This is a genomic window from Janthinobacterium salmonicoloratum (assembly GCF_051380845.1).
In the GTDB taxonomy this organism is placed as follows: domain Bacteria; phylum Pseudomonadota; class Gammaproteobacteria; order Burkholderiales; family Burkholderiaceae_D; genus Janthinobacterium; species Janthinobacterium lividum_F.
The window spans coordinates 283,577-307,701 of sequence record NZ_JBNYXV010000004.1 but is presented as its reverse complement, the minus strand read 5'-3'; the positions used below and the strand labels follow the sequence as shown (position 1 = coordinate 307,701).

Below are 24,125 nucleotides of genomic sequence, written 5' to 3'. Positions count from 1 at the left end.
AGTTGGGCCTTGAATATATATTGGACGATATGAGTTGGCAATCCTAAGATGAAGACTCGCTTCCTCTTTCGAAACATGGCCATGTCTGATTCATCGCTCGCGTATGCCTCCGCCACCACCCCGGCGCTTTCACCTGTTGCTCCTGCTCCCCGCTCGGCCATCGCCAAAGGTTCCATCGAATTCAAGCGCAGCAACCGTGCGCTGTTCTTCGGCGGCTTTTCCACCTTCAGCCTGCTGTATTGCATCCAGCCCCTGTTTCCCCTGTTGTCGCAGCAGTTTCATTTGACGCCGGCGCAAAGCAGCTGGTCCTTGTCCGTGTCCAGCGGCTTGCTGGCCATCTCGCTGGTGCTGCTCAGCGCCGTCTCCGACAGGGTCGGGCGCAAGCCGCTGATGGTAGCGTCGATGTTTTCCGCCGCGATGTTGACCATTTTGTCCGCCTTCGCGCAGGATTACGCGCAATTGCTGGCCATTCGCGCCGCGCTGGGCGTGGCCTTGGGCGGCATGCCGGCCGTGGCCATGGCCTATCTGGGCGAAGAAATCGAGGGGCCATCCTTGGGCCTGTCGATGGGTCTGTATATTGCCGGCAGCGCGTTTGGCGGCATGTCGGGACGGCTGGTGGCATCCATGCTCAGCGATTTCCTGTCGTGGCGCTGGGCCCTGGGCGTGCTGGGCGTGGCTGGCGTGCTGGCGGCGGCGGAATTCTGGCGCAGCCTGCCCGCATCAAAAAACTTCGTGCCCAGCACCAAGGGCTGGAATGCGCTGCCGCATGCCATCAAGCAGCATTTTTCCGACCAGGGCTTGCCGTGGCTGTTTTGCCTGGCGTTCGTGCTGATGGGCTGTTTCGTCAGCCTGTATAACTACATCGGCTACCGCCTGCTGGCCGCGCCATTTGGCTTGCGTCAGAGCACGGTCGGCTTGCTGGCCTTTTTGTACCTGATCGGCATCTTCAGTTCCGTCTGGGCGGGCCGCCTGGTGGACCGTCTGGGGCGCCGGGGTGTGCTGTGGATCATGCTGTCGGTGATGCTGTCCGGCATTTTATTGACCCTGTTCGATTCCCTGCCGCTGATCGTCATCGGCATGGCGCTGGCCACCTTCGGCTTCTTCGCCTCGCATTCGATTGCCAGCAGCTGGGTCAGCCGCCGCGCACGCGCGCCGCAGGCGCTGGCCTCGGCCTTTTATCTGCTGTTCTACTACCTGGGCTCGAGCCTGATCGGTTCCGCCTCGGGCATGATGTGGGGCTTCGACGGCTGGACGGGCGTCATCATCATGCTGGGCCTGTGCCTGGGGGGAGGCGTGCTGATCGCCTTGCGCCTGCGCCATTTGCAGCCGCTGGGGGCGCGCGAAGCCGTGGGCTGAAGCGGCTATTTGGGGCAGTTGCCGATCATCGTTTCCCCATTCTTGCCTGCGCGCGTGGTCACGCACAAGGTGCCCAGCGCGCTGGTGATCTTGTAGGTGCGGCTGCCTTTGGCCGCATTCGCGCCCACTTCCTCGATTTTTGACGCTTCATACCATTTTGGCGGCACGGCGGCGTAGGCCTCGGCAAAGCCTTGCTGCATGCGCTTGAACGCGGTGTCATCCAGTTTTTGCTCTCCCCGCTGCGGGAATTCCTTGCGCAAGTCCCTGTCGATCTTGCCCACGTCGCGCTTGGCTTGCGCCAGGATGTCGGCGGCGCTGGGTGGCGCGACGACCGTGATCGCTTCTGGCGTTGCTGGCGCTGGCGCCTGTTCGACGGTGGAAGGGGGCACGGGCCGGCTGATGGGTGCCGGCACAGACAGGCGCGGCACTCTTGCGGCGGCTGTGCTGGGCAACGGTACGGGTACTGGCTTGGGCGGCGCCGGGGTGGTGTAGCGCAGCCAGGTGATGGCCGGACCCCGCGGCAGGTTTTCGTCGGTGGCAAGGCGGGGGCGTGACTGCACGATGACATATGCCAGCCCCGCATGCAGCAGGACGATTAGCAGCAGGCCGGGAGCGCGGCGGGGCAGGATGGGCAACGAGGTCATGGATGGCATGGTGGTTCAGGTACGCCAATGTATCTGAGGGATTTGATAATTATCTAAAATGTCACACGTGCTTACAAAAAAGTGCCACACGGAAATTTCGATGCCCTGGCCGTGAGCAGGGAACCCAGTGCCAGCTTGGCGATCCAACCCGGATACCACGCGAACAGGAGATCATCATGATGCAAGTAAAGGAAGTGGCACGGCGCTTTGGCGCCATTGAACACGCGATCGGCCAGGCGGCCCAGCTGTGCGGCAAGCAGCTGGGCATGCCCATGGACTTGAAGGATTGCATCAACCAGCTGGACCAGCAAAAGAGCGCCGTGCGGCAAGCCATCGACACGCAAGACGATGCGCGCATCCGACAAGCCGTCGACCAGATGGAGTCCTTGGGCGACCGTGCCAAGCGGGCATGCGGCACGGCGTCCAGCGTGACGCCAGAAATGAAGAGCGCGGTGCTCAAGGTCCACGATGAGCTGTCGGACCTGAAGCACCATCTGCACTAGGTCTCACCTCTTGAACGTTTTACATCTGGCGGAACAGATGGGCATATAAAGGACTGACGCGCAGCTGCGCCGGGTGCTGGCGCAGGGTCAGTGACAGCTTGCCCGCCTCGTCGCGCACGGCCGTGGCGATGGCGCTGGCGTTGACGATGGTGCCCCGGTGGATTTGCCAGAATTGTTGCGGGTCCAGTTGGGGCAGCAACTCCTTCAGGCTCGTGCGTATCAGCGCTTCGCTGTCCTGGCACACGACGTTGATGTATTTGTCCAGCGCTTCGAAATACACGACGTCGGCCAGGGCGATCATGCGCACGCTGTTGCCGACGGCCGCCCGTATCATTTGCAGGCGCGGGGCGGGCGGCAGCATGGCTTGCAGCTGGCTCAGCAAGCGGGCCATGTTGTCGTCGCTGACGGACTCTGCTGCCGGCGCCGTAGGCGGCACTGTCGCGGCTGGCGCTGGGGTTGCCGTAGCGGCGCCGCTGCCGCCGGCGCTGTCGCGCAAGCGCTGCTGCAGGCGTTCTACGGTCTTGCCCAGGCGCGCATCGTTGACGGGTTTTAAGACGTAATCGGCGGCCGCGTGCTCGAAGGCGGCCAGTGCGTATTCATCATAGGCGGTGACGAACACGATGTGGGGAAACGGAATGCCGTCGGGCCACTGTTCTGCCAGTTCCTCGGCCGCTTCCAGCCCCGTCTTGCCTGGCATTTTGATGTCGAGGAATAGGATGTCGGGCTGCAGCGCCAGGCCTTGCCGCAAGGCGTCCACGCCGTTGGGGCAAGTGGCGACAATGTCGAGTTCCGGCCACAGCCGCTGCAAGGCGTGCGCGAGGGCGGCGGCGAGGATGGGTTCGTCTTCGGCGATCAAGGCGCGTGGTGCGCGCGGGGTGTGTTTGCTCATGCGAGGGGACTCGTGATGGTGGGTGGAAAAGGGAGTGTCAGGCGGGCGGTCGCGCCGGCCGGATGGTTGGCGGCCAGCGACAGGCTGGCGGCATCGCCATGCATGCCGCGCAGGCGTTCACGGATATTTGCTACGCCCAGATGCGTGCCCTTGGTCTGGCCCGGATGGTCGAGGCCCAGGCCATCGTCGCTGACGGTGAGGATGAGGACGCCAGCGTCCGTGGATGCCTGCACGTGGATGTGGCCGCCTTCGATCTTCGGTTCCAGGCCGTGCTGGATGGCGTTTTCCACCAGCGGCTGCAGCAGCATGGGCGGCACCTTGACCGGGCGCAAGGCCTCGGGCAAGTCCAGCGTAAAGCTCAGGCGCGCGCCCATGCGGATGGACATCAGGCCCAGGTAGGCTTGCATCAGGGAAAATTCCTGCTCCAGGGTGGTGGATTCGGCGCGCGAGGAACTCAGGGTGGCGCGCAAGTACTGGATCAACTGGTCGAGCAGCAATTGGGCGCGGTCCGGGTCAAAGCTGATCAGGCCCTGCAGATTGGCCAGCGTGTTGAACAGCATGTGCGGTTCTATTTGCGCCTGCAGCAGCTGCAGCTGGGCCTGCATAGCCTGGCGCGCCACGGATTCGGCGCGGGCCTTTTCCTCGGCAGCCATCATTTGCAGGCGAGCAATCTTTTCGCGGCTGGAGAAAAACAGCACGGCGCCGCCCGTGGCCAGCAGGGTGAACACGAGCGTGCCCATCATTTGCGTGGGCAGCATGTTCTCGACGCCGCCCACGTCCACGCCCGTCAGCCAGCCGAACAGGATCAGGCCCAGCATTTGTGCCGCGGGCACGGAAAGCAGGATGATGAGCATGAAGGGCAGGAATCTGGGCCGTTGGCCTTCGCCCCATAAAGTCAGGCGCATGCCGTCGATCAGCAGGAAGGCGATCGTGCCGATGCACATCGAGGCTACCAGGTTTTGTCCAAAATGGCTGCCCGGGTTGAGGATGAAGGTAATGACCAGCGCGCAGATCACGTTCAGCACCACCGCATAGCGCGCATCGAGCAGCATGCGGTAGTAGGGGAAGCGGCGCTTGGCGGGCGCTTCGGCGGAGGGGGCGTCTGATTTCATGGCGGTGTCTGCTGGTAGCGATGGGGCATTGTGTGCCAGCGCAGGCAAGCGTGCAACAGGGCTGCGACGAAACGGGGCTGGTGCATCGCCATTCGCAGCGGCGCGTCGCCAAACGGGGTCGCTTTACTTTTCAGGAGTGGCGCGCGATAGTGTGGCAAGACAGCCTTGAACCGGTAAATTTGCAATAAAGGAACCCCCCATGTGGCCCTATCCACGTACCCTGGCGCACCGCGGCGGCGGCACTCTGGCGCCTGAAAACACCTTGGCTGCCCTGCGCTGCGGCCTGGCCTATGGCTATCGCGCCGTGGAATTCGACGTCATGCTGGCGTCCGACGGCGTGCCCGTCGTCGTGCATGACCCCGAGCTGGGCCGTACCGTGGCTGGCAGCGGCCATATCAATGATTACACGGCCGCGCAGCTGGGGGCCATGGAGGCGGGCGTCTGGTTCGGCCCTGAATTCGCCGGCGAGGGCGTGCCCACGTTCGAGGCCGTGGTGGCGTATTGCAAGGCGCAGCGCATCTGGATGAATATCGAAATCAAGCCGGCGCCCGGCTTCGACGTGCAGACAGGGACGGTGGTGGCGCGCGCCACGCGCGATTACTTTGCGCAAGAAATCGCGGCTGGCGAATTGTTGCCGCTCTTGTCTTCCTTCAGTATCGCAGCGCTGGGCGCGGCGCACCATGCGGCGCCGGAACTGGCGCGCGGCTGGCTGGTCGAACAGATACCGGATGACTGGGCGCGGACAGCGAAGGAATTGGGCGTGGTGGCGATCCATTGCGACCACCAGCAACTGACGCCGGAGCTGGCGCGAGAGGTAAAGGACGCGGGATACGGGCTGTTCTGCTACACCGTCAACACCCCGGAACGGGCCAGCGAGCTGCTGGCCTGGGGCGTGGACGGTTTTTGCACGGACCGGATCGATCTGATCAAGTCAAGCTGACAAGCTCTCGGCTCAATCTCAGCTTGACAGCGCCTGACAGAAGCGTAGCGAGCATCGCAGGCCGTATATCACGACGCGCAGTAGCTTATGTCAGGTGCTACTAGAAAGTCACGCGCATGCCTACCGTGACATTGCGCCCCGTCAAAGGCGCCGCGTTCTTGATGAACGAGGTGTGGCTGTACGCCAGTTCATTCGTCAGGTTGTTGGCCTTGATGTAGAACTGGGCCGGCGTCGTGCCGATGCGCGTGTCGTAGTTGGCACTGAGGTTCAGCATGTTGTAGCCCGGCGTTGCCGTCTCGAAAGCGGCGACCTTGTCCTGCTTGCCCACGCGGTAGAACTCGGCCACGCCGCTCCACGCCTGCCAGTTGGCATCGAACTTCACGCCGACGCGCTGGGCAGGGATGCGCGGCAAGTTGCCGCCACCGTCGGCCAGCTTGGCCCTGACGTAATCGCCGAACACGCTGGCGCCAAACATGGGATTCAGCTGCTGGCGAACCTGTCCTTCCACGCCCGTGAACGTGGCATCGCGCTGGGCGTACTGGATCAGCTGGAAGCCTTCGTGGTTGTCCAGCGTGCTGCCGAAGATGTAGTTGTCGACCTTGTTGCGGTAGGCGCTGGCCGAGAAGGTCGTGGCGCCCGCATATTTGCGCAAGGTCAAGTCAATATTGTTCGACGTTTCCTTGCCCAGGTTTTGATTGCCCAGCTCATACGTGGCGGTGGCCATGTGCACGCCGTGCGCATATAGTTCCTCGGCGCTGGGCAAACGGTGCGTGCGCGAGATGGTCGAACCGAGCGAATACTGGGGCGCGAATTTCCACACGGCGCCCAGCGAGATCGAGGTGCCCTTGGCGCTGCGGTCCTGCAAAGTGGCGCTGTCGACCGTGATGTCTTGCCATTCGTGGCGCAAGCCCGCTTCGAAGCGCCATTGGTCGAGCTTGTATTCTTCCACCAGGAAAGCGGCGTGTTTCTTCGTTACCGTCGGCGCCACGTACGCTTCCTCGCCCAGGGCCGAGAAATCGCGCTTCGACGTTTGCAGGCCCACCACGCCGCGCCAGCCGAAGACGGGATGGTGTTCCATTTCCAGGCGCGCATCGTGGCCCTTGTTCTTGAAGGTGGTGGCGATTTCCGTGCCTTCGATTTCGTCGTGCTTGTAGTCGGTGAACGCGGCGCGCAGGCGCAGCTTGGCGAAGCCTGGCACGGGATCGCGCAATTCGCCGCGCACGTCCCAGCGTTCGCTTTTGAGTTTCACGTACGGCACGCTGCCGTGCTCATGGTCATGTTCCGCCTCATCGCCATGGTCGTGGCCTTCGTGGCCGCCGCAATGCAGGTGGGCGCCATGCGGGTGGCAGCTCTCGAATTCATGGTTGTGGCCGGGCAAGCCGTATTCCGCATGCTGGCTGGTGAAGGCCAGGCCCAGGAAACCGCGCGATCCCACCCACGACACGCCCACGCTGCCCGTGTCGGTCTTGTTGTAGCTGCCGGCTACCCTGGAGCCGCCTTCCCAGCCGCTGCCGACCTTGTATTCTTTCGCGTCGCGCTTGACGCCTTCCGCGTGGAAGGCGATGTTGCCGGAGCCGCCAGTCACTTCAAAGGCGCCCGCCTTTTCGCGCGCCGCCGAGTTGGCGCGCACTTCCGCGCTGCCTTCAATACCTTTCGCCGGCACGCGCGTGGGTATTTTCTTGTCGATCACATTGACGACGCCACCGACGGCGCCGCCGCCATACGCCAGCGCGGACGGGCCGCGCAGCACTTCAATCTGTTCCGACAGCATCGGTTCGGCCGCCACGGCATGGTCTGGGCTGATGGTCGACGCATCCTGCACTTCGGCGCCATCGGCCAACACTTTGACGCGCGGGCCATCCATGCCGCGAATGATGGGGCGGCTGGCGCCGGCACCGAAATGGCTGGAGGTGATGCCGGGCTGGCCAGCCAGGGTTTCGCCGAGGGTCGCGGCCCTTGCCAGCACCAGTGCTTCGCCTTCCAGTACGGTAACTGGTGTGCTCATGTCGTCGCTGCCCAGGGCCAGGGCGCTGGCCGAGACGGTGACGGCAGGCAATGTGGCCGCCTGCTGCGCCAGTGCGCTGGCGGGGGTAGCAAAGGCCAGCATGATGGCCAGCGCGAGGGGAGTGGGTTGGTGAGGACGGACGGACATGGGCAAGAATTCCTTATCGGCTATCGGTGTTGGCAGGGTTGGGGCAGCGCGTGGAAGGTAAATTCCTGCCCTAAGATGATAATGATAACCCATTATCATTACTGTGTGACAGTTTTTCCGGGCGGTAGATACAGGCGGATGGTGTATTCTGTTGGCTATGGAACGCACAACACGTCAAAAAACCGCTATTCAAGCCGCTATCGAGTCGGCCCAGCGCCCCTTGTCGGCGCAGGAAATCCTCGAACAGGCCAGCTTGCAAGTGACGCAACTGGGCATCGCCACCGTTTACCGCAACTTGAAGTCCTTGGTGCTGGAAGAAAAGGTGCACGTGGTGACCTTGCCGGGTGAAAACCCGCGTTATGAGTCAAACACGGCCGCCAATCACCACCACCACCATTTCCAGTGCACCACGTGCCAGCGCGTGTTCGACGTGCATGATTGCCCGGGCGACTTGAAGCGCATGGCGCCGCAAGGCTTTGTTGTCGAGCGCCACGAACTGACTCTGTACGGCCGCTGCGCCGACTGCAATGCCGCCGAAGGCGCCACGGCATCCGCTGCTGCTGCCAAGGTCTCGCCTGCACCACATACCTGCGCCAGCCAGCACGACCCGGCCTGAGCGGGCAGGGCAGCATTGCTGGGCAGGCTTGCAACAATGCTGCCCGCCCGGCGTCAATTCCCGTACCCATATCACGTATAATCTTTCCTTTAAAGCTGCCGCCACTCTTTGCCAAAAAAACATGAAATCAACTGAAATCCGCGACAAGTTCCTCAAATTTTTCGAGTCCAAGGGCCATTCCATCGTCCGTTCCAGCTCCCTGGTGCCAGGCAACGATCCGACCTTGCTGTTGACGAACAGCGGCATGGTGCAATTCAAGGATGTGTTTACGGGTACGGACAGCCGTCCGTACACGCGTGCCACCTCGGTGCAGCGCTGCGTGCGCGCCGGCGGCAAGCACAACGACCTGGAAAACGTCGGCTACACGGCGCGCCACCATACTTTCTTTGAAATGCTGGGCAACTTCAGCTTTGGCGACTATTTCAAGCGCGATGCGATTCAATACGCGTGGGAACTGCTGACCAAGGTGTACGGCTTGCCGGCCGACAAGCTGACCGTCACCGTGTACATCGAAGATGACGAAGCGTATGACATCTGGGCGAAAGAAATCGGCGTGCCCGTCGAGCGCATCATCCGCATCGGCGACAACAAGGGTGCGCGCTACGCGTCCGACAATTTCTGGCAGATGGCTGACACGGGCCCATGCGGTCCGTGCACGGAAATTTTCTACGACCACGGCGCCGACATTCCTGGCGGCCCGCCGGGCTCGCCAGACGAAGATGGCGACCGTTTCATTGAAATCTGGAACCTGGTGTTCATGCAATTCAACCGCGACGAAGCGGGCGTCATGCACAAGCTGCCGAAGCCGTGCGTGGACACGGGTATGGGCATGGAGCGTCTGGCCGCCGTGCTGCAGCACGTGCATTCGAACTATGAAATCGACCTGTTCCAGCACCTGATCAAGGCTGCCGCGCGCGAAACAGGCGCCACGGACCTGGAAAACAAGTCGCTGCGCGTGATCGCCGACCACATCCGCGCCGCCGCCTTCATGATCGTCGACGGCATCATTCCGGGCAGCGAAGGCCGCGCGTATGTCTTGCGCCGCATCATCCGCCGCGCCTTGCGCCATGGCCACAAGCTGGGCCAGACGAAACCGTTCTTCTACAAGCTGGTGGCCGATCTCGCCATCGAGATGGGTGGCGCCTATCCGGAGCTGGAAGAAGCGAAAGAAAACGTCGCCAACATGCTGAAAGCCGAGGAAGAGCGTTTCGGCGAAACCCTGGAAACGGGCATGAAAGTGCTGGAAGCGCAGCTGGCCAAGGATGCCACGGGCATCGACGGTGCCACCGCCTTCACCCTCTACGAAACCTACGGCTTCCCGCCAGACCTGACGGCCGACATCTGCCGCGAACGCAATATCACGTTCGACCAGGTTGGCTACGACGCGGCCCTGAAGGAAAGCCAGGAACTGTCGCGCAAGGGCGGCAAGACGCACAAGGACAGCAAGGTCGAGTACACGGGCGAGAAAAATACCTTCGTCGGCTACGATCAACTGACGTTCAGCAGCAAGGTCGTGGCGCTGTACGCAGCCGGTACGCAGGTAGCTGAACTGAAAGCGGGCCAGGATGGCATCGTCGTGCTCGACACCACACCGTTCTACGCGGAATCGGGCGGCCAGGTGGGCGACCAGGGCGTGATCTCCTCGGGCGCGGGCAGCTTTGCCGTCAGCGACACCCTGAAAATCCAGGCTGACGTGTTCGGCCATCACGGCGTGCTCGAGTCGGGCGTGTTGACGGTAGGCGACGCCGTCTCGGCGCAAGTCGACACGGCCAAGCGCGCGCGCACCATCCGCAACCACTCGGCCACGCACTTGATGCACAAGGCCTTGCGCGAAGTGCTGGGCAGCCACGTGGCGCAAAAGGGTTCGCTGGTTGACCCGGACAAAACCCGTTTCGATTTCAGCCACAATGCGCCGATGACGGCCGAGCAAATCGCCGCCGTGGAAACCATCGTCAACAAAGAGATCCTGGAAAACCGCGCCACGCAAGCCCACCTGATGTCGTTTGACGATGCCGTCAAGCATGGTGCGATGGCCCTGTTCGGCGAGAAATACGGCGACGAAGTGCGCGTGCTCGACATCGGCAGCTCGAAAGAACTGTGCGGCGGCGTCCATGTGCAGCGCACGGGCGACATCGGCCTGTTCAAGATCATCGGCGAAAGCGGCGTTGCCGCCGGCATCCGCCGCGTCGAGGCCGTGACGGGCGAGGGCGCGCTGGCGCTGGTGCAAACCATCAACCGCCGCCTGGTCGAAGCGGCCAACGCGCTGAAGGCGCAGCCGGAAGAGCTGACTGCCCGCATCGTCCAGGTGCAAGACCATGTGAAGGCGCTGGAGAAGGAACTGGCCGCGCTGAAATCGAAACTGGCCTCGGGCCAGGGCGATGAACTGGTCACGCAAGCCGTCGATGTCAACGGCATCAAGGTGTTGGCGGCCGTGCTGGAAGGCGCCGACGTGGCCCGTTTGCGCGAAACCATGGACAAGCTGAAGGACAAGCTGAAAACGGCTGCCATCGTGCTGGCCAGCGTAACTGATGGTAAGGTCAGCCTGATCGCCGGCGTGACGGCGGACGCGACTTCCAAGGTCAAAGCGGGTGAGCTGGTGAACTTCGTTGCACAGCAAGTGGGCGGAAAAGGCGGCGGACGCCCCGATATGGCGCAGGCGGGCGGCACCGATGCTAGCGGCCTGGCGAACGCCCTGGCTGGCGTGCTGGCCTGGGTCGGCGAACGCGCAAAATAAGGCGTAAGCTAGGGGGCATGCGGGGTTTTCGCCCCACAGCCCCTTGAAAACGGCCCGCAGACACTGTTTGTGGGCCGTTTTGCCGTGTGGAATCTCGTTGTGACACCACAACAGCCGATGAACTATTTTGGTGCAGCGCGTCAATGCCCCTGATTTAGAGTAGTATGTCGAAAATCAGTACAACAAAAATGGCGGGATATTGATGATGAGCGACACACTACTTGATACCGAGATTATGGAATTTCACAAAGAACTCGACGCGCGCGGCTTGAATTGCCCCTTGCCGATTCTGAAGGCGAAAAAGGCTTTGTCAGAGCTGCAGAGCGGGGAAGTGCTGCGCATCATGGCAACCGATCCCGGTTCCGTGCGCGACTTCCAGGCTTTCGCCAAGCAAACGGGCAATGCCCTGCTGTCGCACGTGCAGACGGGCACCGAATTCGTCTTCCTGATGCAACGCAAATAATTCTGCCAGCCGGGGCCGCCGTGGCGCGGCCTGGTGAATACCCTGGCGTGTGCGTCACTTTCACGCCCTTTTGCTGCCCTGCAGCGTAGCGGCAGACTCCCCTGAAATCCTCAAAGCTGGACAATTTAGACGGATTGCTCTAACAAAAAATCGCACGCTCGTGCTTAAATTCGGTTCAGGATTCAAATTTCTCTTATAATCGAACGCACAATCAGCACTTGATCCGTCATTTTTATAATTTCCCAAAGGCATAGCTATGAAAGTCTTGGTACCCGTCAAACGCGTGGTCGACTATAACGTCAAAGTCCGCGTCAAGAGTGACGGCACTGGCGTCGATACCGCCAACGTCAAAATGTCGATGAACCCTTTCGATGAGATCGCGCTGGAAGAAGCGATGCGCCTGAAAGAAGCTGGCAAGGTCACTGAAGTGGTCGCCATCTCCTGCGGCGTGACGCAGTGCCAGGAAACCCTGCGCACGGCCATGGCCATCGGCGCCGACCGCGGCATCCTGGTGGAAACGACGACCGAACTGGAACCGCTGGCAGTGGCCAAGCTGGTGAAAGCCCTGGCTGAGAAAGAGCAGCCGCAACTGATCATCCTGGGCAAGCAAGCCATCGATGACGACAGCAACCAGACCGGCCAGATGCTGGCAGCCCTGCTGGGTTGGCCGCAAGCCACGTTCGCTTCGAAAGTCGTGCTGGAAGACGGCAAAGTCACGGTCACCCGCGAAGTCGACGGCGGCCTGGAAACCCTGGCATTGACCTTGCCAGCAATCATCACCACCGACCTGCGTTTGAACGAGCCACGCTATGTGACCTTGCCAAACATCATGAAGGCAAAGAAAAAGCCGCTCGAGACCGTCAAGCCGGAAGACCTGGGCGTCGACGTTGCGCCACGCCTGAAGACTCTGAAAGTCGTCGAGCCAGCCAAGCGCTCGGCCGGCATCAAGGTCCCGGACGTCGCCACGCTGGTCGCCAAGCTGCGTACCGAAGCTAAAGTCATCTAAGCGCGGCCTCGCCGTTTATCCAGAACAATTACAGGACACATCATGGTCGCATTAGTTATTGCTGAACACGACAACGCTACCTTAAAGGGCAGCACCCACCATACCGTGACCGCGGCTGCCCAGTGCGGCGGCGACGTGCACGTGCTCGTCGCTGGCTCGAACGCTGCGGCTGCCGCCGCTGCCGCAGCGCAAATCGCCGGCGTGACGAAAGTCATCGTGGCCGACGCGCCATACTTTGCCGACGGCCTGGCCGAAAACGTGGCCGAGCAAGTGCTGGCCATCGCCGGCAATTACAGCCACATCCTGGCGCCAGCCACCGCCTACGGCAAGAACATCCTGCCGCGCGTGGCCGCCAAGCTGGACGTAGCGCAAATCTCGGAAATCACCAAGGTCGATTCGCCCGACACGTTCGAGCGCCCGATCTACGCCGGTAACGCCATTGCCACCGTGCAATCTGGCGACAAGATCAAGGTCATCACCGTGCGCACCACCGGTTTCGACGCGGCTGCCGCCACCGGCGGTTCGGCTGCCACCGAAACCGTCGCCGCCGTTGCCGATGCCGGCAAATCGGCCTTCGTGGGCCGCGAACTTGCCAAGTCCGACCGTCCTGAGCTGACCGCCGCGAAAATCATCGTGTCGGGCGGCCGTGGCATGGGTTCGGCCGAGAACTTCCACATCCTGGAACCTCTGGCCGACAAGCTGGGCGCCGCCATGGGTGCTTCGCGCGCCGCCGTCGACGCCGGCTTCGTGCCGAACGACTGGCAAGTGGGCCAGACGGGCAAAATCGTCGCGCCATCGCTGTACATCGCCGTCGGTATCTCGGGCGCGATCCAGCATCTGGCCGGCATGAAAGACTCGAAAACCATCGTCGCCATTAACAAGGATCCGGAAGCGCCGATCTTTGCCGTGGCCGACTACGGCATCGTGGGCGATCTGTTCGAGATCGTGCCGCAACTGGTCAAAGAACTGGGTTAAGTCACACCCCTTCCGGTTTTGTTACTGACAAAGCCACGCCGGCCCGCCCCACACGGCGAGCCGCGCGTGGCTTTTTTCTTGGAGAAAAGAAGATGAGCTATCAAGCCCCGCTGAAAGACATGTTGTTCGTGATGAACGAACTGGCCGGCCTGGCCGAAATCCACACCTTGCCAGGCTGCGAAGACGCCACGCCGGACACGGCAGAAGCCGTTCTGGAAGAGAACGCCAAGTTCTGCGGCGGCGTGGTGGCCCCCCTGAACGGCCCCAGCGACAAGGAGCCCAGTTTCTGGCACGACGGCCAGGTCACGACCTCGAAAGGCTTCAAGGAAGCGTTCAAGGCTTACGGCGAAGCGGGCTGGCAGGGCGTGCAGCATCCGACGCAGTTCGGCGGTCAGGGCTTGCCCAAGCTGCTGGCCACGCCCTGCATCGAAATGCTCAACTCGGCCAGCATCTCCTTCGCTTTGGTCGCCCTGTTGTCGGACGGCGCCATCGAGGCGCTGCTGACGGCCGGCAGCGATGAGCAAAAGGCGGTCTACCTGGAAAACCTGGTGTCGGGCAAGTGGACGGGCACCATGAATCTGACGGAGCCGCAAGCGGGGTCGGACCTGGCCGCCGTGCGCACGCGCGCCGTGCCGCAGGGCGACGGTACGTATAAAGTCTTCGGCACGAAGATTTTCATCACGTACGGCGAACACGACATGGCGGAAAACATCGTCCACCTGGTGCTGGCCCGCACGCCGGACGCGCCCGCTGGCGTAAAAGGCATTTCGCTGTTCATCGTGCCGAAATTCCTCGTCAACGCGGATGGCAGCCTCGGTGAGCGCAATGACGCGCACTGTGTTTCCATCGAGCACAAGCTGGGCATCAAGGCCAGCCCGACGGCCGTGCTGCAATTCGGCGACCACGGCGGCGCCATCGGCACCCTGGTGGGCGAGGAAAACCGTGGCCTCGAATACATGTTCATCATGATGAACGCCGCCCGCTTCGGCGTCGGCTTGCAAGGCATCGGCCTGGCCGAGCGCGCCTACCAGCAGGCCGTGGCGTTCGCGAAAGACCGCGTGCAGTCGCGCGACCTGGCCGGTTCGCCCGGCCCCGTGTCCATCATCCACCACCCGGACGTGCGTCGCATGTTGATGTCGATGCGCTCGCAAACGGAGGCGGCGCGCGCGCTGGCCTACGTGGGCGCGGCCATCAGCGACGTGGCGCACCACCATCCGGAGGCGGACGTGCGCGCGGAAAGCCTGGCGACCTATGAATACCTGGTGCCCGTCATCAAGGGCTGGTCCACGGAAATGTCGCAGGACGTCACGCGCGATGGCGTGCAAGTGCACGGCGGCATGGGTTTTATTGAGGAAACAGGCGCCGCCCAGCATTACCGCGACGCCAAGATTCTCACCATTTACGAAGGCACGACGGCCATCCAAGCCAACGACCTCGTGGGCCGCAAGACGGTGCGCGACGGCGGCGCCGTGGCGAAAGCCATCATCGCCCAGGTGCGTGCCACGGAAGCCCAGTTGGGCGAGCTGACCGGCGCCGACTTCCAGGCCATGCAGCGCCACCTGGCCGAAGGCAGTGCCGCGCTGGAAGCGGTGGTGGAATACGTGGTGGCGAACATGAAGACGGATATCAAGGCCGTGTTTGCGGGCAGCGTGCCGTACCTGAAACTGGCCGGCATCGTGCTGGGCGGCTGGCAAATGGCGCGCGCGGCCGTGGTGGCACAGCAAAGGCTGGGGGAAGGCAGCGGCGACGCCTCGTTCTACAAGGCAAAAATCGCCACGGCGCGCTTCTTTGCCGACCACATCCTGTCGCAAGCACCGGGCTTGCGCGCCACCATCATCGACGGCAGCGCCGGTGTGATGGCCTTGTCGGAAGAGCAGTTTTAAGTTGAAACTTGGCCAGCTCAAGCTGGCCGAATGCAAAAAAAGCGCTGGAGAGTGATCTCCAGCGCTTTTTTTATTTCTATCAAGAGTGCTTGGGAAAGCGTTCAGGGCAAGGCGCCTTGTCGCAGACAGCACGCTAGTGCGACAAGACAATGCAACGCCGCCATGGACGCTTTGCCTGCGTTCTTAACGGCGGGCGATGCCGTTGCCCGAATTGCGTACCAAGTCGCCAGCGGCGAGGCCAGGGTCTTGGTCAAATGCGAAATCGGCCTTGGCGCCCGTTTCATATTGCACGGTGACGGTCCACGTCTTGGCGTTCTTCATGTGGCCTTCGACTTGCTTGCCGGCATACGCGCCGCCAGCGGCGCCGGCCAGGGTGGCCAGGTCCTTGCCGCGTCCGCCGCCGACCTGGCGGCCCAGCAGGGCGCCGGCCACGCCGCCGCCGATCATGCCAAGGGCGCCGCCTTCGCCCGCTTTTTCAGCGACGTTGACTGCCAGCACTTTGCCGCAATCGGCGCAGATCTGATGTTGTGGCTGCTTGGAAGGCTGGCTGGCGTAGGAATTGCCCGCTTTTTGCGCGGCCTTGGCGTTGATGATGGCCTGGTCGTATTCGCCCTTGGCGTCGCGCAGGCACTGCATGCGGGCTTTCGAGCTGGTTTCTTCTGCGCACAATTTCTTGTCGTCCGCATAGCGGGTGCTGGCTTGCTTCGTATCGTAGGCGTATTGCGCCTTCGGCGACAGGTTTTGCGCGAAGGCGGAGGTGCTGAACAGGGCCGTGACGGCGACTGCGAGGATGAGTGGGCGACGAATCATGATCTTCTCCTAGGGGGTGTGGAATGTGCCAGTAATGTTGGCATTGTGAATGCAGTATAGAGGAAAATCATGATTGCTTACCAACACTTACATGTGCGTGCGGCGGGCGTCATCTGATGTCATGCCCGCATGGAAATTAACCGTAGGCACCGCCTGTGTACAGCAAGTCGAACAGGCGCGCCATGGTGGCGATCAGCACGCCTGCGCCTAGCATCAAGGTAGCGACCAATACCACGGCCAAGGGCCAGCCCGTGTCCGACAGGCGGCCAGAGGCGGCGTTGTAGCGCGCATCCCACTTGTCGTCCGGCATCAGGCCCAGGACCAGCGCTTCCAGGAAGCCGCCCAGGGCGGACAGGGTCAAGGGCAGTATCTGGTAAAACCAGTCGGCCTCGGGAAACAACTGGCGCAGCAGCAAGCTGGCAGGCAGGGCGGCCAGGTGTAGCCAGCCCCAGCGGTCTTTGGCGCCATGCAGGTAGAAGCGGTGCGCGCCCAGCATGCCCAGCAGGAAGGCCAGTAGTGTCGTGAAGGCCTTGTTCTTGTGCGACTGTTGCAAAATGGTAGCGGTGGTCATGGAACTCCAGAGTTGCTCATCGTTAAAGATTGCCAGTATCGGTCATCGTCTCGCACAACGATAGCATTTTCCTGTGGCGTTTATGTAATGATTTCGCCTGATTCCAAGCCATGGGCGGCACGATAGACGCACGCGCCTATTGCGTCTTCGGCCATGACTGGTCATAATGTTTGATTAGCCCAAATTACACGCCCGTCATCATAACGCTTGCTGCCTGGCGGTAAAGCGCGCTATAATTTGCGGCTTTTTCCGCCTCAGCACACTTTTTGGAAATATTATGGTCGTTATTCGTTTAGCTCGTGGAGGCGCCAAGAAGCGCCCGTTCTTCAACATCGTCGCTACTGATTCGCGCAATCGCCGCGATGGTCGCTTCATTGAGCGTATCGGTTTTTACAACCCGATGGCGCAAGGTGGCGAAGTTCCACTGCGTATCACCGCAGACCGTCTGGCCTACTGGCAAGGCGTTGGCGCACAATTGTCGCCAACCGTTGCTCGCCTGGTAGCTAGCAACAACAAAGCAGCAGCTTAATTAGATCACTGGTTTGACGGTCAAGACTGCATCCGGGGTGAAAGTCCCCGATGACCTGGTACAGGTAGGCTATGTCTCCGGTGCTTATGGCATTGCTGGCGGAGTCAGGATCACTCCTTTCTCCGACGACGCGGATGCATTATTAAGCGTCAAAACCTGGTGGTTTGATAAACCGACCTTGCATGATGTTCAAGTCAGGCAAGCGAAGTTACACGGCGGCGACGTCGTGGCCCAGCTGGTGGGTGTGGTCGGGCGGGATGCCGCAGAAGCGCTGAAAGGCGTCTCTGTGCAAATTCCGCGTAGCCATTTCCCGACGCTGACGGCCGATGAATTTTATTGGTCCGATCTGATCGGACTGACAGTCGAGAATTTGCAAGGCGAGTGCCTCGGCACAGTGCATGACATGATGAGCAATGGTCCGCAGTCGATCTTGCGCGTCACCCCCGTCGCCACTGCCGATGAGACCGTTGAAAAGGCGCCTGAGCGCCTGATCCCGTTTGTTGGCCAGTTTGTCATTAATGTTGACAAGGCTGCCAACAAGATCACGGTCGACTGGGGCCTCGATTATTAAACCGCCTGCGCTTAACAATGCGCCGGGCAAACGTTGCAGGATGGTGATCGATGCAATTTGATGTCGTGACCCTGTTCCCGGAAATGTTTGCCGCGCTGACGCAGTCGGGTGTGACCCGGCGCGCCTTCGAGCAGGGGAAATGTGGCTTGTCGCTGTGGAATCCCCGTGATTTCACCACCGACAATCACCGTACCGTGGATGACCGCCCGTATGGCGGCGGCCCCGGCATGGTGATGATGGCCCGTCCCCTTGAAGCGACAATTAACGCCGCGAAGCAACGCCAGACCGAATTGGGACTGGCGGCGCCCCGCGTGGTGTTCATGTCGCCGCAAGGCCGTCCGTTGACGCACGAGCGCGTCACGCAGCTGAAAGCCGAACCTGGTTTGGTGATCCTGTGTGGCCGCTATGAAGCCGTGGACCAGCGTTTGCTGGACCGTTGCGTCGACGAAGAAATTAGTGTCGGCGACTTCGTCCTGTCGGGCGGTGAATTGCCTGCCATGGCGCTGATGGATGCGGTGATCCGCCTGTTGCCGGGTGTCTTGAACACCGAGGCATCGGCCATCGAGGACAGCTTCGTCAATGGCTTGCTCGATTCGCCGCACTACACGCGACCGGAAACATATGAAGGCATGGCCGTGCCGCCCGTCTTGATGGGTGGCAATCATGCCGAGATCGTCAAGTGGCGCCGCCAGCGCATGCTGGAAGCGACCGCGACAAAGCGGCCTGACCTGCTGGTCAGTGCGCGCGCCGCCGGCTTGCTCAGCAAGACAGACGAAAAATTCCTGGCCAGTCTGTAAGCCGTTTTCGGACGGCAAGCAGGGTGGCTTTGCAGTGCCGGGCATGTTGCCCAAATTGGTAATACCCATCCTCTACCGGGCGGATACTTGCTATCCACAGTGCGCCGGCATGATGGTTTTCGGAGTTATAAAATGGACTTGATTCAACAATTAGAGCAGGAAGAAATTGCTCGTCTGGGTAAAACCATTCCTGAATTCGCACCAGGCGATACCGTTATCGTCAGCGTCAACGTAGTCGAAGGTACGCGCAAGCGCGCCCAGGCTTACGAAGGCGTCGTTATCTCCCGTCGTAACCGTGGCCTGAACTCGAACTTCATCGTTCGTAAGATCTCGTCCGGCGAAGGCGTTGAGCGTACGTTCCAACTGTACTCGCCGCTGATCGCTTCGATCGAAGTGAAACGCCGTGGTGATGTTCGCCGCGCCAAGCTGTACTATCTGCGTGAGCGTTCGGGTAAATCGGCGCGTATCAAAGAAAAATTGCCAAATCGCCGCGTTGTGGCGAAAGCAAGCGCGTAATATCAGCGTCTGCGTTGGGAAAAGGGTGCCTTACGGCGCCCTTTTTTTATTCTGAATTGCTATTGAGGCAAGCTGCCATGGCCACTATCGCATTTGATCCAAAACAACTAGCCATTGATTCGATCGCCGGCGAGGCGGCGCTGGACGCCGTGCGCCTGACGCCCGGCTGGCTGCGCCAGCGCCTGGCCGAACAGCCTGACTGGCAGCCCGAGATTACCCAGGATTTCCTCTCCGCCCGCGCCGTGCCGGTGCGCGCCGCCGTGCTCATTCCGCTGGTGCAGCGCCCGCAGGGCTTGACCATCTTGCTGACCATGCGCACGGATCATCTGAGCAGCCATGCGGGCCAGGTCAGCTTTCCCGGCGGGCGCAGCGAAGCCTTCGATGCGTCGCCCATCGCGACGGCCCTGCGCGAAACGGAAGAAGAAGTCGGCCTGGCGCGCGAGCACATTGAAGTGCTGGGCTGCCTGCCCGACTACCTGACGGGCACCGGCTACCAGGTTACGCCCGTGGTGGGCCTGGTGACGCCACCGTTCGAATTGCGCGCCGACCCGTCCGAAGTGGCGGAAATCTTTGAAGTGCCGCTGGCCTTTCTTATGGATGGCCTCAATCATCAGCGCCTGTCGGTGGAATTGCCCGGCGGACGGCGCTCGTTCTACGCGATGCCGTATGAGCGCTTCTACATTTGGGGCGCCACCGCCGGCATGCTGCGCAATCTGTTTCACCTCTTGCGCGCGTAAAATGGTGCCCCGCACGTAATAAGTTTGATTCCAGCACTGCACTGCGCTATCGTAGCGGGCATTGCGGTATTGCTGAAAAAGACAAAAAGGACGTTTGATGACATTTCTCTCCATACTTTGCGCATTGCTGATCGAGCAGCTCAAACCTTTGCGCGCGGACAATCCGATCTACGCCGAAATCAAGAGCCTGGCAATGCGCATGGAGACCTGGTTCAATGCCGGCCACGCCAACCATGGCCGCATGGGCTGGTTCCTCATGATCGGCGTGCTGATGGTGCCGACGGCTGGCATTTACTGGCTCTTGCAGCATTATCAGCTGACCCTGCTGGCCTTTGCCTGGAACGTCCTCATCGTCTACCTGACCCTGGGCTTCCGTCATTACAGCCATTACTTCACCTCGATCCAGCTGGCCTTGAGCGCCGGCGACGAAGCGACCGCGCGCACCTTGCTGGCAGACTGGACCAAGCTCGACACGGTGGGCATGGAAGCGAGCGAAATTGCCCGCATCGCCGTGGAAAAAGCCCTGGTCACCACGCATCGCAATGTCTTTGGCGTGTTCTTCTGGTTCCTCATGCCGCTGGGCCCTGCCTGCGCCGTGATGTACCGCGTAGCCGAATACCTAGCGCGCGCCTGGAACGAGCCCGAGCACATGCGCAATGAAGCCTTCGGCCAGTTCGCCGCGCGCGCCTTTTACTGGATCGACTGGATCCCCGTGCGCCTGACGGCCGTGGCGTTTGCCGTGGTCGGCAATTTCGAGGATGCCATCTACGCCTGGCGCAATTTCGCCCAGCGCTGGGAGGACGAGGCCATCGGCATCATCCTGACGGCCGGCGGCGGCGCCATGGGCGTACGCCTGGGCACGCCAGCGGAAACGGCGGCGCGCGTGCTCGTCACGCCCGACATGGCCGTTGATGACAGCGACAGCGAAAGCGATATCCTGCCAGGCGAAGAGCCCGGTGCGCGCGCCTTGCAGAGCACGGTCGGCCTGGTCTGGCGCGCCTTGCTGCTGTGGATGCTGTTGCTGCTGTTGATGTCGGGCGCCGTTTTCCTCGGCTGACGGGGGCGTACACGTGCCATCCATGCGCCTTGCGCGTGGAACAAGGTTAAAATAGGGGCTGGTGCGCAAGGCGTGCCGGCCCCTGTTTGCATAGTCAGGGCAGATCGAGGTAGAACCCAAGTCTTCTATAAGATATAATACTGGCTTACCGCAGCAAACGTAGTTGAATTACCAGCCCGGCTTACCCGCCGGGGCCATTCACGCAATCCAGTCCCGACAAGCCACATGGCCGAGTTATCTCAAAAAACAGGGGAACTCTCAGATGAGTTCTTCATCCTTGGTCTCACCAGCAATGGCAAGCAATTCCGACCCAGCGATTGGGCCGAGCGCCTTTGTGGAGTGATGTCCTGTTTCAATCCCGAAGGTGGCGGACGCAATGCGCACCTCCAGTATTCGCCCTACGTGCGCCCGACCGTCGTCAATGGCGTCAAGTCGGTGGTCGTCAACACCAAATTGCGCGAAATCGAACCGATGGCGTTTCACTTCGTGCGCGAATTTGCCAAGGATAACGACCTGCAGATCGTCGAAGCCTGCTTCCTGCCGCCCCCCGAAGAAAAGTAAGATCCGTTTCACTGATCTGCATCAAACCCGCCACCGCGGGGCAGCGTAGCGTGGGCACTCTGCCTCAAACGGAGTGGTGACATCTGTACCCTGCAAACCATTGCCAGCGATACATCGGCGTGCAGGATGCGGCGCTGCTGATTGGCTCGGATCAGCAGCGGCCAGCTCGTGTGCGAAAAGCGCACGCGCAAATATGCCCGCATTGCGCAATTTCAATCAAATCCCCGTCACCCGAAAATGCTACAGTCGCTGCTCGTTCAACGGGAAGCGTTCATGCACTATCTTGCCAAGGCACTCTGGTATATCGAATCGCATTATGCGGAGAATATCTCGCTCGGCGATATCGCCCACGTGGGCGGCGCCTCGCCGTGTCACCTGACGCGCGCGTTTGGCCTGGCCACGGGCCACTCCGTGATGCGCTATGTGCGGGCGCGCCGGCTCAGCGAGGCGGCCCGCGTGCTGGCGCAGGGCGCGCAAGACATTCTTTCGGTCGCGCTGCAGGCCGGTTACAGTTCCCACGAGGCATTTACGCGGGCCTTCCGCGAGCAGTTCCAGCTCACGCCGGAAAAGGTGCGGGCCCAGCGCCACGTCGCCAACCTCGCGCTGGTGGAGGCCATCAAAATCGATGTGGCGCCGGGCGTGGTCCTGGAGCCACCCCGTTTCAAGCAGGGGCCCGCCTTGCTGGTGACGGGTTTGGCAGAACGTTATCGCGCGGAAACGTCTACCGGCATTCCCGCCCTGTGGCAGCGCTTCCTGCCCCATATGGCGCCTGGCCAGCTGGTGTATGGCGTGTGCTGCAACAATGACGATGCGGGCAATTTCGATTATCTGTGCGCCATGCCGGTGAGCGACTTTTCCCAGGCTCCCGACGGCTGGACGCGGCTGCGCATCGCGCCGCAGCGCTATGCCGTGTTTCACCACCGCGGGCATATTTCCACCATCCGCACCACCTGGCATACGGTGTGGAACGAGTGGCTGCCCCAGTCCGGGCTGGAAGTGGCCGACGCGCCCGATTTTGAACGCTACGACCAGCATTTCGATCCTGCCAGCGGCATTGGCGGCGTGGGAATCTGGCTCCCCTTGAAGGCATGACCATGCTCAATACCTTGTCTGCGCCGGCTGCCGGCAGTACCGCGCTGCGCCAGCGCCTGTTGCAAATCGCCGCCGCATTGGCTGCAGGCTTGCCCCTGTACTGGGTGCTGGGGCCACAGCCGCTGGGCTGGCTGGCCTGGTGCGCGCCGTTGCCCGTGCTGTGGCTGGCCCTGCGCTCGTCGCGCCGCGATGCGGCCTGGATGACGTTCCTGGCCGCCATGCTGGGCCTGTCATCCAATTTTGCCTATTTCCGCTTGCTCATGCCCTTGCCGGCAGTGCTGGCCGTGATGCTCGTCAAGGCACTGCTGTGGCTGCTGGTGGTGCTGGCCACGCGGCGCCTCGTGCTGCGCTACCGCTCCGGCTGGACAGTGCTGGCCTATCCCGTGCTGTGGGTAGCCATCGATACCTTGATGGCGGCCTTGCTACCGGACGGTAACTGGGGCAGCCTCGCGTATTCGCAAGCGGATAACGTTGCCGTACTGCAAGTGGCGGCCCTGGCGGGCGTGCCTGGCTTGCTGTTTTTGCTGTGCCTGGCGCCATCCGCGCTTGCCTTGCTGCTGGCGGGCGGCCGTGCGTATGCGCCGGCGGCGGGCGTGACTGTGTTGTTGCTGGCGGCCGCGTTCGCTGGTGGTGCCTGGCGCGTGCACGGCGTGTCGGCATCAAGCGAGCCGGCACCGGACGGGCCGCTGGCGGGGCTGGTGGCCATCGATGACTTTATCGGCCCGGCCACGCCGCCGGCGCGCGCGCAAGCCATCTGGGACCAGTACGCGCGCCACGTCGAAGAGCTGGCCGGGCAGGGCGCCAGTCTGGTGTTGTTGCCGGAAAAGATAGCCGTGCTGGCGCCGGCGCAGGCGGACGCCGTGCGGCAGCGTTTCCAGGCGCTGGCGCGCAGCGCGGGCGTGTGGATCACGCTGGGCCTCGGCGTGCAAGACGCTGCCGGCCGGCGCAACCTGGCCTGGCTGTTCGCGCCCGATGGCGCCGCGCCTGTCAGCTATCAAAAACATCATCTGGCCCCGCCCGAGCGCGACTTTCTTGCTGGCAGCGCGTATGCCGTGCAGCCTGTGGCGGGGCAGGCCATGGGCCTGGCCATCTGCAAGGACATGCATTTCGCGCCCTTGGGGCAGGCGTATGGCGCGGCCGGGGCGCAGGTGATGCTGGTGCCGGCCTGGGATTTCCAGCTTGACGCCTGGATGGGCGCGCGCATGACCGTCGTGCGCGGCGTGGAAAACGGTTATGCGGTGCTGCGCGCGGCGCGCGAGGGTGTGCTGACGGTCAGCGATGCGTATGGACACGTGCTGGCGGAGCGGGCCAGCAGGGCCATGCCGGGCAGCACCTTGCTGGCGCCGCTGCCGGCCCACCCGTCTATATCCACCTGGGCCGGATGGCTGGGGCCGTTGTTCGGCTGGCTGTGCGTGGCGCTGAGCGTGATTTTGCTGTGCCTGGGCCGCCGCGCCGTGCCTGCTCCGTGACAAGTAAGGCCACATTTTGCTGCAATGCGCAAAACCCCATTGCGCCGCCTTCTTTTATATTTTTCGCATGGGGCTAGATAATGTCCGCCGATTATTGCAGCACCGCCGTGCATATATCGGCGCGATGCCGGCATATATATTG

The 24,125-nt window shown here is 62.0% G+C and carries 24 protein-coding genes; 18 read left to right on the top strand and 6 right to left on the bottom strand.

Annotation, left to right across the window (positions count from 1 at the left end; all coding sequences use genetic code 11):
- Nucleotides 1–81 precede the first annotated feature (81 nt).
- Nucleotides 82–1,356 carry an MFS transporter gene (locus ACQ4WY_RS21040; RefSeq protein WP_436505726.1) on the top strand — a complete coding sequence of 425 codons (1,275 nt, stop codon included), beginning with the start codon at nucleotides 82–84 and terminating at the stop codon, nucleotides 1,354–1,356.
- 5 nt (nucleotides 1,357–1,361) lie between these two features.
- Here the strand turns inward: ACQ4WY_RS21040 and ACQ4WY_RS21035 are convergent, their stop codons facing one another.
- A complete protein-coding gene (locus ACQ4WY_RS21035; RefSeq protein WP_436505725.1) occupies nucleotides 1,362–2,009 on the bottom strand; it encodes a hypothetical protein in 648 nt (215 codons plus the stop codon).
- A 167-nt stretch (nucleotides 2,010–2,176) separates the two neighbouring features.
- Here ACQ4WY_RS21035 and ACQ4WY_RS21030 point away from each other — a divergent pair, with 167 nt between their 5' ends.
- Nucleotides 2,177–2,503: a hypothetical protein gene (locus ACQ4WY_RS21030; RefSeq protein WP_353658598.1), complete on the top strand. Its 327-nt coding sequence runs from the start codon at nucleotides 2,177–2,179 to the stop codon at nucleotides 2,501–2,503.
- Nucleotides 2,504–2,522: 19 nt separating this feature from the next.
- On the opposite strand, the gene ACQ4WY_RS21025 is transcribed toward ACQ4WY_RS21030, so the two are convergent.
- Nucleotides 2,523–3,392 carry a LytR/AlgR family response regulator transcription factor gene (locus ACQ4WY_RS21025; RefSeq protein ID WP_436505723.1) on the bottom strand — a complete coding sequence of 290 codons (870 nt, stop codon included), beginning with the start codon at nucleotides 3,390–3,392 and terminating at the stop codon, nucleotides 2,523–2,525.
- Complete coding sequence (locus ACQ4WY_RS21020) at nucleotides 3,389–4,504, bottom strand: sensor histidine kinase (protein ID WP_436505721.1); 1,116 nt, start codon at nucleotides 4,502–4,504, stop codon at nucleotides 3,389–3,391. The genes ACQ4WY_RS21025 and ACQ4WY_RS21020 overlap by 4 nt, the downstream gene beginning before the upstream one ends.
- Nucleotides 4,505–4,703: 199 nt before the next feature.
- Here ACQ4WY_RS21020 and ugpQ point away from each other — a divergent pair, with 199 nt between their 5' ends.
- Nucleotides 4,704–5,444, top strand: a complete 741-nt coding sequence (gene ugpQ / locus ACQ4WY_RS21015) for a glycerophosphodiester phosphodiesterase (protein ID WP_436505719.1) — start codon at nucleotides 4,704–4,706, stop codon at nucleotides 5,442–5,444.
- Nucleotides 5,445–5,544: 100 nt separating this feature from the next.
- On the opposite strand, the gene ACQ4WY_RS21010 is transcribed toward ugpQ, so the two are convergent.
- Nucleotides 5,545–7,596 carry a TonB-dependent receptor domain-containing protein gene (locus ACQ4WY_RS21010; RefSeq protein ID WP_436505717.1) on the bottom strand — a complete coding sequence of 684 codons (2,052 nt, stop codon included), beginning with the start codon at nucleotides 7,594–7,596 and terminating at the stop codon, nucleotides 5,545–5,547.
- A 157-nt stretch (nucleotides 7,597–7,753) separates the two neighbouring features.
- On the opposite strand from ACQ4WY_RS21010, the gene ACQ4WY_RS21005 reads away from it, so the two are divergent.
- The 6 genes from ACQ4WY_RS21005 to ACQ4WY_RS20980 all read left to right on the top strand — a co-directional run bounded on the left by ACQ4WY_RS21005 (nucleotide 7,754) and on the right by ACQ4WY_RS20980 (nucleotide 15,273).
- Nucleotides 7,754–8,212, top strand: a complete 459-nt coding sequence (locus ACQ4WY_RS21005; protein WP_436505715.1) for a Fur family transcriptional regulator — start codon at nucleotides 7,754–7,756, stop codon at nucleotides 8,210–8,212.
- 121 nt (nucleotides 8,213–8,333) lie between these two features.
- The gene (alaS, locus tag ACQ4WY_RS21000) at nucleotides 8,334–10,946 is read left to right on the top strand and encodes an alanine--tRNA ligase (protein ID WP_436505713.1); all 2,613 of its coding nucleotides are present in this window, start codon (nucleotides 8,334–8,336) and stop codon (nucleotides 10,944–10,946) included.
- Nucleotides 10,947–11,181: 235 nt separating this feature from the next.
- Nucleotides 11,182–11,409, top strand: coding sequence for a sulfurtransferase TusA family protein (locus tag ACQ4WY_RS20995; RefSeq protein ID WP_010395510.1), 228 nt, complete (start codon nucleotides 11,182–11,184; stop codon nucleotides 11,407–11,409).
- A gap of 256 nt (nucleotides 11,410–11,665) precedes the next feature.
- Nucleotides 11,666–12,415 (top strand): electron transfer flavoprotein subunit beta/FixA family protein, encoded by a 750-nt coding sequence (locus ACQ4WY_RS20990; protein ID WP_099379460.1) that lies wholly within the window; start codon nucleotides 11,666–11,668, stop codon nucleotides 12,413–12,415.
- A 42-nt stretch (nucleotides 12,416–12,457) separates the two neighbouring features.
- Nucleotides 12,458–13,390, top strand: coding sequence for an electron transfer flavoprotein subunit alpha/FixB family protein (locus tag ACQ4WY_RS20985; RefSeq protein WP_436505711.1), 933 nt, complete (start codon nucleotides 12,458–12,460; stop codon nucleotides 13,388–13,390).
- A 92-nt stretch (nucleotides 13,391–13,482) separates the two neighbouring features.
- Nucleotides 13,483–15,273, top strand: coding sequence for an acyl-CoA dehydrogenase (locus ACQ4WY_RS20980; RefSeq protein ID WP_436505709.1), 1,791 nt, complete (start codon nucleotides 13,483–13,485; stop codon nucleotides 15,271–15,273).
- 183 nt (nucleotides 15,274–15,456) lie between these two features.
- Here ACQ4WY_RS20980 and ACQ4WY_RS20975 read toward each other — a convergent pair whose 3' ends face one another.
- Together ACQ4WY_RS20975 and ACQ4WY_RS20970 are read right to left on the bottom strand one after the other, a co-directional pair.
- On the bottom strand, nucleotides 15,457–16,083 hold the full coding sequence (locus ACQ4WY_RS20975; protein ID WP_353658590.1) for a glycine zipper 2TM domain-containing protein: 627 nt from the start codon (nucleotides 16,081–16,083) through the stop codon (nucleotides 15,457–15,459).
- A 136-nt stretch (nucleotides 16,084–16,219) separates the two neighbouring features.
- The gene (locus tag ACQ4WY_RS20970) at nucleotides 16,220–16,654 is read right to left on the bottom strand and encodes an NINE protein (protein WP_436505708.1); all 435 of its coding nucleotides are present in this window, start codon (nucleotides 16,652–16,654) and stop codon (nucleotides 16,220–16,222) included.
- A gap of 277 nt (nucleotides 16,655–16,931) precedes the next feature.
- Between ACQ4WY_RS20970 and rpsP the strand changes: the two genes are divergently transcribed.
- The 9 genes from rpsP to ACQ4WY_RS20925 all read left to right on the top strand — a co-directional run bounded on the left by rpsP (nucleotide 16,932) and on the right by ACQ4WY_RS20925 (nucleotide 23,983).
- A complete protein-coding gene (gene rpsP / locus ACQ4WY_RS20965; protein WP_010395524.1) occupies nucleotides 16,932–17,183 on the top strand; it encodes a 30S ribosomal protein S16 in 252 nt (83 codons plus the stop codon).
- 13 nt (nucleotides 17,184–17,196) lie between these two features.
- Nucleotides 17,197–17,754, top strand: a complete 558-nt coding sequence (gene rimM, locus ACQ4WY_RS20960) for a ribosome maturation factor RimM (protein WP_058051091.1) — start codon at nucleotides 17,197–17,199, stop codon at nucleotides 17,752–17,754.
- Nucleotides 17,755–17,804: 50 nt separating this feature from the next.
- Entirely contained in the window at nucleotides 17,805–18,551 is a 747-nt protein-coding gene (gene trmD, locus ACQ4WY_RS20955) for a tRNA (guanosine(37)-N1)-methyltransferase TrmD (RefSeq protein WP_035825412.1), read from the top strand.
- Nucleotides 18,552–18,683: 132 nt separating this feature from the next.
- Nucleotides 18,684–19,067: a 50S ribosomal protein L19 gene (rplS, locus tag ACQ4WY_RS20950; RefSeq protein WP_010395528.1), complete on the top strand. Its 384-nt coding sequence runs from the start codon at nucleotides 18,684–18,686 to the stop codon at nucleotides 19,065–19,067.
- Nucleotides 19,068–19,144: 77 nt separating this feature from the next.
- Nucleotides 19,145–19,804, top strand: a complete 660-nt coding sequence (locus ACQ4WY_RS20945; RefSeq protein WP_436505706.1) for a CoA pyrophosphatase — start codon at nucleotides 19,145–19,147, stop codon at nucleotides 19,802–19,804.
- A 97-nt stretch (nucleotides 19,805–19,901) separates the two neighbouring features.
- Nucleotides 19,902–20,861 (top strand): CobD/CbiB family protein, encoded by a 960-nt coding sequence (locus ACQ4WY_RS20940; RefSeq protein WP_353658586.1) that lies wholly within the window; start codon nucleotides 19,902–19,904, stop codon nucleotides 20,859–20,861.
- Nucleotides 20,862–21,086: 225 nt separating this feature from the next.
- On the top strand, nucleotides 21,087–21,422 hold the full coding sequence (locus ACQ4WY_RS20935) for a DUF3579 domain-containing protein (RefSeq protein ID WP_029496213.1): 336 nt from the start codon (nucleotides 21,087–21,089) through the stop codon (nucleotides 21,420–21,422).
- Nucleotides 21,423–21,695: 273 nt separating this feature from the next.
- On the top strand, nucleotides 21,696–22,514 hold the full coding sequence (locus ACQ4WY_RS20930) for an AraC family transcriptional regulator (RefSeq protein WP_436505704.1): 819 nt from the start codon (nucleotides 21,696–21,698) through the stop codon (nucleotides 22,512–22,514).
- Between the two features lie 2 nt (nucleotides 22,515–22,516).
- A complete protein-coding gene (locus ACQ4WY_RS20925) occupies nucleotides 22,517–23,983 on the top strand; it encodes a nitrilase-related carbon-nitrogen hydrolase (protein ID WP_436505703.1) in 1,467 nt (488 codons plus the stop codon).
- Nucleotides 23,984–24,125: the final 142 nt, after the last annotated feature.